General features: G+C 76.2%; 2 protein-coding genes. Both read right to left on the bottom strand.

What is annotated here, in order from left to right; genetic code table 11:
* Positions 1–1808: type I polyketide synthase (locus tag Cco03nite_RS41385; RefSeq protein WP_203699525.1), on the bottom strand; the 1808-nt coding region annotated here is incomplete at its 3' end.
* A gap of 18 nt (positions 1809–1826) precedes the next feature.
* A partial coding sequence (locus Cco03nite_RS41380; RefSeq protein ID WP_203699524.1) for an SDR family NAD(P)-dependent oxidoreductase occupies positions 1827–7321 on the bottom strand: 5495 nt, incomplete at its 5' end.

The following is a 7321-nucleotide window of genomic DNA, read 5'->3' as shown; positions in this document are numbered from 1 at the left end:
CCTGCATACACCGGGAACGCCTCGTACAGGCCCAAGCCCATGCCCGCACGCTGCGCACCCTGACCCGTGAACAGGAAACCCAACCGGCCCGGCGCGGCCTCGCCGGTGACCACGGCGGCGCTGGAACGGCCGTCGGCCAGGGCTGCCAGCCCGGCCAGTGCCTCATCGTGGTCGGCGGCCAGGATCACGGCGCGGTGCTCGAACGTCGAGCGCGTCGCGGCCAGCGAGAGTCCCGCGTCCTGCCGGTCTGCGCGGGCGAGCGCGGTGGAGAGGCGCGCGGCCTGCGCACGCAGCGCACCGGGCGACCGTCCCGACAGGACCCAGGGCACGAGGGCGCAGGCCACCGGCTGCGGCACCGCAGCGGATGCGGTCGCGGGCGCGGCGGTGGGTTCGTCGACGGCGGCGTCTGCCGAGGCCGCCTCGGCGGGGGCCTCTTCCAGGATCAGGTGGGCGTTGGTGCCGCTGACCCCGAACGACGACACGCCCGCCCGGCGCGGCACGGCACCGGCCGGCCACGGGCGCGACTCGGTGAGCAGCCGCACCCCGCCCGCGGTCCAGTCCACGTACGGGCTCGGCTCGTCGACGTGCAGCGTCTGCGGCAGCACCCCGGCGCGCAGGGCCTGCACCATCTTGATGACCCCGGCGATCCCGGCGGCGTGCTGGGTGTGGCCCAGGTTCGACTTCACCGAGCCGAGCCACAGCGGCCGGTCCTCGGCCCGGCCCGGCCCGTACGTCGCCAGCAGCGCCTCGGCCTCGATCGGGTCGCCCAGTTTCGTGCCGGTGCCGTGCGCCTCCACAGCGTCCACGTCGGCGGGGGTGAGTTCGGCGTCGGCGAGCGCCTGGCGGATCACCCGCTGCTGCGAGCGCCCGTTGGGGGCGGTCAGGCCGTTGGAGGCCCCGTCCTGGTTGACCGCGCTGCCCCGGATCACGGCCAGCACCTGGTGGCCGAGCCGTTGCGCATCGGACAGCCGCTCCACGAGCAGCAGCCCGGCACCTTCCGACCAGCCGGTGCCGTCGGCGGCGGCGGCGAAGGAGCGGCAGCGGCCGCTGGGCGACAGGCCGCGCTGGCGGCTGAACTCGACGAACGTGCCCGGGGTCGACATCACCATGACCCCGCCCGCCAGGGCCATCGTGCACTCGTCGTTGCGCAGCGCCTGCGCGGCCAGGTGCAGCGCGACCAGCGACGACGAGCAGGCGGTGTCCAGGGTGACGGCCGGGCCGGTGAGCCCGAGCTGGTACGCGATGCGCCCGGACGCGACGCTGGAGGTGTTGCCGGTGAGCAGGTGCCCGGCGACGGCCTCGCCGGCCTCGTGCATGCGCGGCCCGTAGGCCTGGTCGGTCGCGCCGACGAAGACGCCGACGCGCTCGCCGCGTACCCGGTCGGGGTCGATGCCGGCGCGCTCGAACGCCTCCCACGCGGTCTCCAGCAGCAGCCGCTGCTGCGGGTCCATGCCCAGCGCCTCGCGCGGCGAGATGCCGAAGAACGTGGCGTCGAACTCGGCGGCGTCGTGCAGGAAGCCGCCCTCGCGGGCGTAGGTCTTGCCGATCGCGTCGGGGTCGGCGTCGAACAGCCCGGCGAGGTCCCAGTCGCGGTCGGCCGGGAACGGCCCGATCGCGTCGCCACCGGCCGCGACGAGGTCCCACAGCTGCTCCGGCGAGCCGACCTCGCCGGGGAAGCGGCAGGCCATGCCGACGATCGCGATCGGCTCGCGGCGGCGTTGCTCGATCTCGCGCAGCCGTCGCCGCGCGTCGCGGGCGTCGGCGACCGCGCGCTTGAGGTATTCGCGAAGCTTGTCCTCGTCTGCCATCTCTCAGCTCCGATGCGGTCAGCTCAGCTGGTCGACGAGCGCGAACAGCTCGTCGTCGGTCGCGGCGTCCAGGTCGTCGTCGGCCTGCGGGGCGTCGGCGGTCGCGCAGAGCGCGAGCAGTTCCTGCAGCCGCCCGGCGATCCGGTCCGGGGCGGCGCCCTCGCCGAGCGAGGCCCGCAGCAGCGCGCCGATGCGGTCCAGGTCGGCGAGCACGGCCGTGTCGGCGGCGACCTCGCCGAGCACGAACTGCTCGCGCAGGAAGGCCGCGATCTCCCCGGCGGTGGGGTGGTCGAAGACCAGGGTGGTGGGCAGCCGCAGGCCGGTCGCGGCGTTGAGCCGGTTGCGCAGCTCGACGGCGGTCAATGAGTCGAACCCGAGCTCCTTGAGCGCCCGGTCGGCGGCGACGGTGTCGCGTCCGGTGTGGCCGAGCACCGTGGCGACCTGCGTGCGTACGAGGTCGACGAGGGTGCGGCGGCGGTCGGGTTCGGTGAGGGCGGCGAGCCGGTCGGCGAGTGATCCGCCCGGCGCGGCGGCCTGGCCCGCGGCCGCGCGCCGGGTGGCGACGGCGACCAGCCCACGCAGCAGCGCCGGCAGGTTCTCGCCCTGGGTACGCAGGGCCGCCGGGTCGAGGCGGGTCGGCACGGCGGCCGGCCGGCCGAGGGCGAGCGCGGCGTCGAACGCGGCCATGCCCTCGGTGCTCGACAGCGGCAGCAGGCCGCTGCGGGCCATCCGGCGCAGGTCGACCTCGTCGAGGTGCCCGGTCATGCCGCTGGCCTGCGCCCACAGGCCCCAGGCCAGGGACACCGCGGGCAGCCCGAGGTCGCGGCGGTGCGCGGCGAGCGCGTCCAGGAACGCGTTCGCGGCCGCGTAGTCGGCCTGCCCGGCCTGGCCGAGCAGCCCGGCGAAGGAGGAGTACAGCACGAACATCGACAGGTCCGCGTCGCGGGTGAGGTCGTGCAGGTGCCAGGCGGCGTCGGCCTTGGGACGCAGCACGTTCTCGAACTGCTCCCGGGTCATGCCCGCCACGACGCCGTCGTCGAGCACGCCCGCGGTGTGCACGACCCCGGTCAGCGGATGCGCCTCGGGGATCGCGGCCAGCAGCTCGGCCAGGGCCGCGCGGTCGGCGACGTCGCAGGCGGCGACGGTGACGTGCGCGCCGAACCCGGTCAGTTCGTCGCGCAGCTCGGTCGCGCCGGGGGCGTCGGGGCCGCGCCGGCTGACCAGCAGCAGGTGGCGGGCGCCGTACCCGGTGACGAGGTGGCGGGCGGCCAGCGCGCCGAGGGTGCCGGTCGCGCCGGTGATCAGGACGGTGCCGTCGGGGTCGAGCGGCCGGGGCACGGTCAGCACGACCTTGCCGGTGCCGCGCGCCTGGGACAGGAAGCGGAACGCCTCGACGGCGTGCCGGACGTCCCAGGTGGTCACCGGCAGCGGCTGGAGCACGCCCTGCTCGAACAGGGCCAGCACCTCGGCGAGGATCTCCTGCATCCGCTCGGGCATCGCCCCGGGCGTGCCGGGTTCGGTGCTGGCGAGCGCCGTCAGGTCGTACACCCGGTAGGTCACGCCCGGGTGCGCGGCCTCGACCTGCGCGGTGTCGCGGATGTCGGTCTTGCCCATCTCCAGGAAGCGGCCGCCGTCGCCGAGCAGCCGCAGCGACGTGTCGATGAACTCGTCGGCCAGCGAGTTGAGCACGACGTCCACGCCGGATCCGCCGGTGACGGCGCGGATCCGGTCGCCGAAGTCGAGGGTGCGCGAGTGGGCGATGTGGTCGTCGTCGAGGCCGAGGGCCCGCAGCGTGCCCCACTTGCCGGGGCTGGCGGTGCCGAACACCTCCGCGCCCAGGTGCCGGGCGAGCTGCACCGCGGCGATGCCGACGCCACCGGCCGCGGCGTGGATCAGCACCTTCTCCCCCGGCCGGACCCGGCCCAGGTCGACCAGGCCGTAGTACGCGGTCAGGAACACCACCGGCACCGACGCGGCCTGCGCGAAGCCCCAGCCGTCGGGCAGCCGGGCCAGCAGCCGCCGGTCGGCGACCGCGAGCGGCGCGAACGCGCCCGGGAAGTAGCCGGTCACCCGGTCGCCGACGGCCAGGTCGGTGACGCCCGGACCGACCTCGACGACCACGCCCGCGCCCTCCGCGCCCATCACCGCGTGGCGCTGGTCGACCATGCCCAGTCCGATGAGCACGTCGCGGAAGTTGAGGCCACCGGCCCGTACGGAGACCCGCACCGTGCCCTCGGCCAGCGGTTCCAGCACCTCCGGCGCGGGCACGAAGCGCAGGTTCTCCAGGGTGCCGCCGTCGACGATCAGCTTGTAGGCGGGGCTGTCCTCGGGCACCGGCAGCACGTCGCCGGCCGACGGCCGGGCCAGCCGGGGCGCGAGGGCCGCGCCGTCGCGCAGCAGCAGCTGCGGTTCGCCCGTGGCGAGCGCACCGGCGAGCAGCCGCGGCGTGCCCGGCAGGTCGTCGAGGTCGACGAGCACGAACCGGTCCGGGTTCTCGGTCTGCGCGGTGCGGACCAGGCCCCATACGGCCGCGTGCGGCAGGTCGCCGACGCGCTCGCCCGCCCGCGCCATGGCCCGGCGGGTGACCACGGCCAGCCGGGACCGGGCGAACCGCTCGTCGGCGAGCCACGCCTGCACCAGGTCGAGCACCCCGTAGGCGGCGTCGCGCACCGCCGCGGGCATGTCGCCGGGGGCCGGCGAGGCGGCGCAGCACAGCACCACGTCGGGCGCGGGCTCCCCCGCGTCCAGGGCCGCGCCGAGGGCGGCCAGGTCCGCGTGCACGGCCGCGGGCCGCAGGCCGAGCAGATCAGGACCGATCATCGGGTACGCCGCGGCAGCCTGCTCGGCCGGCGGAACCGTGCTCCAGTCCAGTTCGTACAGTGCGCCGTTGCCCGCGGTGCCGGCCAGCACCTGGCGGGTCAGCGGGCGCAGGGTCAGCTCGTCGACGGTGGCGACGACCGCGCCGGTGGGGTCGGCGAGCAGCAGCCGCGCCGTCGCGCCCTGCTCGTCCTCGCTGATGCTCAGGCGCACCCGCAGCTCGGTGGCCCCGGCCGCGTACACGGTCAGGCCGGTCCAGGCGAACGGCAGCAGCGGCCGCCCGCCGCCCACGACGCCCGGCAGCAGCGGGTGCAGCGCGGCGTCGAGCAGCGCCGGGTGCAGCGTGAACCGGCCCGCGTCGGCGCGGTGCTGCTCGGGCAGGACGACCTCGGCGAGCACGTCGCCGCCGTCGGTCCACACCCGGCGCAGCCCGGTGAACGCGCCTTCGTACCGGTAGCCGTGCTCGATGAGCCGCTCGTAGACCCCGTCCAGGTCGACCTCGACCGCGCCCGGCGGCGGCCACGCGCCCGGCCCGGCCGGGGCCGCCGGGGCGGCCTGGGTGAGCACGCCGCTGGCGTGGCGGGTCCACTCCTGCTCGCCGTCGCGGCGGGCGTGCACGGCCAGCTCCCGGCGCTCGCCCGTGCCGGTGACGGTGACCTGCAGCTGCACGCCGCCGGAGGCGGGCAGCAGCAGCGGTGACCAGAGCGTGAGGTCTTCCACGTGCGGGCAGCCGACCTGGTCACCGGCCCGCACGGCGAGTTCGGCGAACGCGGCCCCGGGCAGCAGCGCGGTGTCGTACACGGCATGCCCGGCCAGCCACGGCTGCGCCCGCAGCCCGATCCGGCCGGTCAGCACGGCGTCGCCGCCGGCCAGCTCGACGGCCGCGCCGAGCAGCGGGTGCGCGGCGTCGGCCAGCCCCACCGAAGACATGTCCCCGGTGCCGGTGGCGGCGCGCAGCCAGAAGCGCTGCCGCTGGAACGCGTACGCGGGCAGGTCCACCCGCCGCGCGCCGGCCCCGAAGGCAGGTGTCCAGTCGACCGGCGCGCCGGCCGTGTGCAGCCGCGCGGCGCTGGTCAGGAACTGGTCCAGGCCGCCCTGCCGGCGGCGCAGCGAACCGACGGCGACGATGCGCTCACCGGCCGCCTCGGCGGTCTCCTCGATGCCCACGATGAGCACCGGGTGCGGGCTCATCTCGGCGAAGACCCGGTGCCGGGTGGCGAGCAGCCCACGCACGGACTCCTCCAGCCGCACGGTCCGGCGCAGGTTGCGGTACCAGTAGCCCGCGTCCAGCTCGGTGGTGTCCAGCAGGCTCGCGGTGACCGTCGAGAAGAACGGCACCGACGCGGCGCGCGGGCGCACCGGCGCGAGCAGTTCCAGCAGGCGCTGCTCGATGCGCTCGACGTGCGCGGAGTGCGAGGCGTAGTCGACGGGGACCAGCCGGGCGCGCACACCGTCGGCGACGAGCTGGGCGTGCAGCTCCTGCAGCGGGCCGACCTCGCCGGAGACCACCGTCGAGGCGGGGCCGTTCACCGCCGCCACGGAGATCGCCGGCTGCCACGGGGCGAGCAGGTCCTGCACGGCGGCCAGGCCCAGCGGCACCGACATCATGCCGCCCTGCCCGGCGATGGCGCCGATGGCCTGGCTGCGCAGCGCGACGACCCGGGCGGCGTCGTCGAGGGTGAGCGCCCCGGCGACGTGCGCGGCGGCGATCTCGCCCTGCGAATGCCCGACCACGGCGGCGGGCCGCACGCCGTACGAGCGCCACAGCGCGGCCAGCGACACCATCATCGCGAACAGCACCGGCTGCACCACGTCGACGCGCTCCAGCGACGGCGCGCCCTCGACCTCGCGCAGCACGTCCAGCAGCGACCAGTCGACGTACGCGGACAGGGCCCGGTCGCAGTCGGCGATGCTGTCGGCGAAGACCGGGGACTCGGCGAGCAGGCGCTGCGCCATCTCGTCCCACTGCGCGCCCTGGCCCGGGAAGACGAACACGACCTGGTCCGTGCCGGGCACGACACCGCCGGTGACGACGCGCGGGTCGTCCTGCTCCTCGGCGAGCGCCGTCAGCCCGGCGACGAGCTGCTCCGCGTCGGCGGCGAGCACGACGGCCCGCTGATCGAACCGGGCCCGGCCGGTGAGCGCGGACCAGCCGAGATCGGGCAGCGCGACCGGCTCGGCGAGCACGGCGTCGCGCAGCCGTGCCGCCTGTGCCCGCAGCGCGGCCTCCGTCCGTCCGGACAGGACGACCGGCACGGGCAGTGGCATGGTTCCGGCCGCCGGCTCGGCTTGCGGCTGCTCGGCACCCGACGGCTCGGGCTTCGGCTGCGCGGCCGGCTGCTGCTGCGCCGGCGCGGGTGCCCGCTCCGCGGCGGGCTGCTCGGCGGGCAGGTCCGCGGCGGGGACCTGTTCGATGATGACGTGGGCGTTGGTGCCGCTGATGCCGAACGACGACACGGCAGCGCGGCGCGGCCGGTCGAGGTCGGGCCAGGTCTGCGCCTCGGTCAGCAGTTCGACCGCGCCTGCCGACCAGTCGACGAACGGCGACGGCTCGGTAGCGTGCAGCGTGGCGGGCATGACGCCGTGGCGCAGCGCCTGCACCACCTTGATCACACCACCCACCCCGGCGGCGGCCTGGGCGTGGCCGATGTTCGACTTCAGCGAGCCGAGCCGCAGGGGCCGGTTCTCGGGCCGGT

Origin of the sequence: Catellatospora coxensis (assembly GCF_016862635.1) — a bacterium.
Lineage (GTDB): Bacteria > Actinomycetota > Actinomycetes > Mycobacteriales > Micromonosporaceae > Catellatospora > Catellatospora coxensis.
This window is presented reverse-complemented; position numbering and strand designations above follow the sequence as displayed.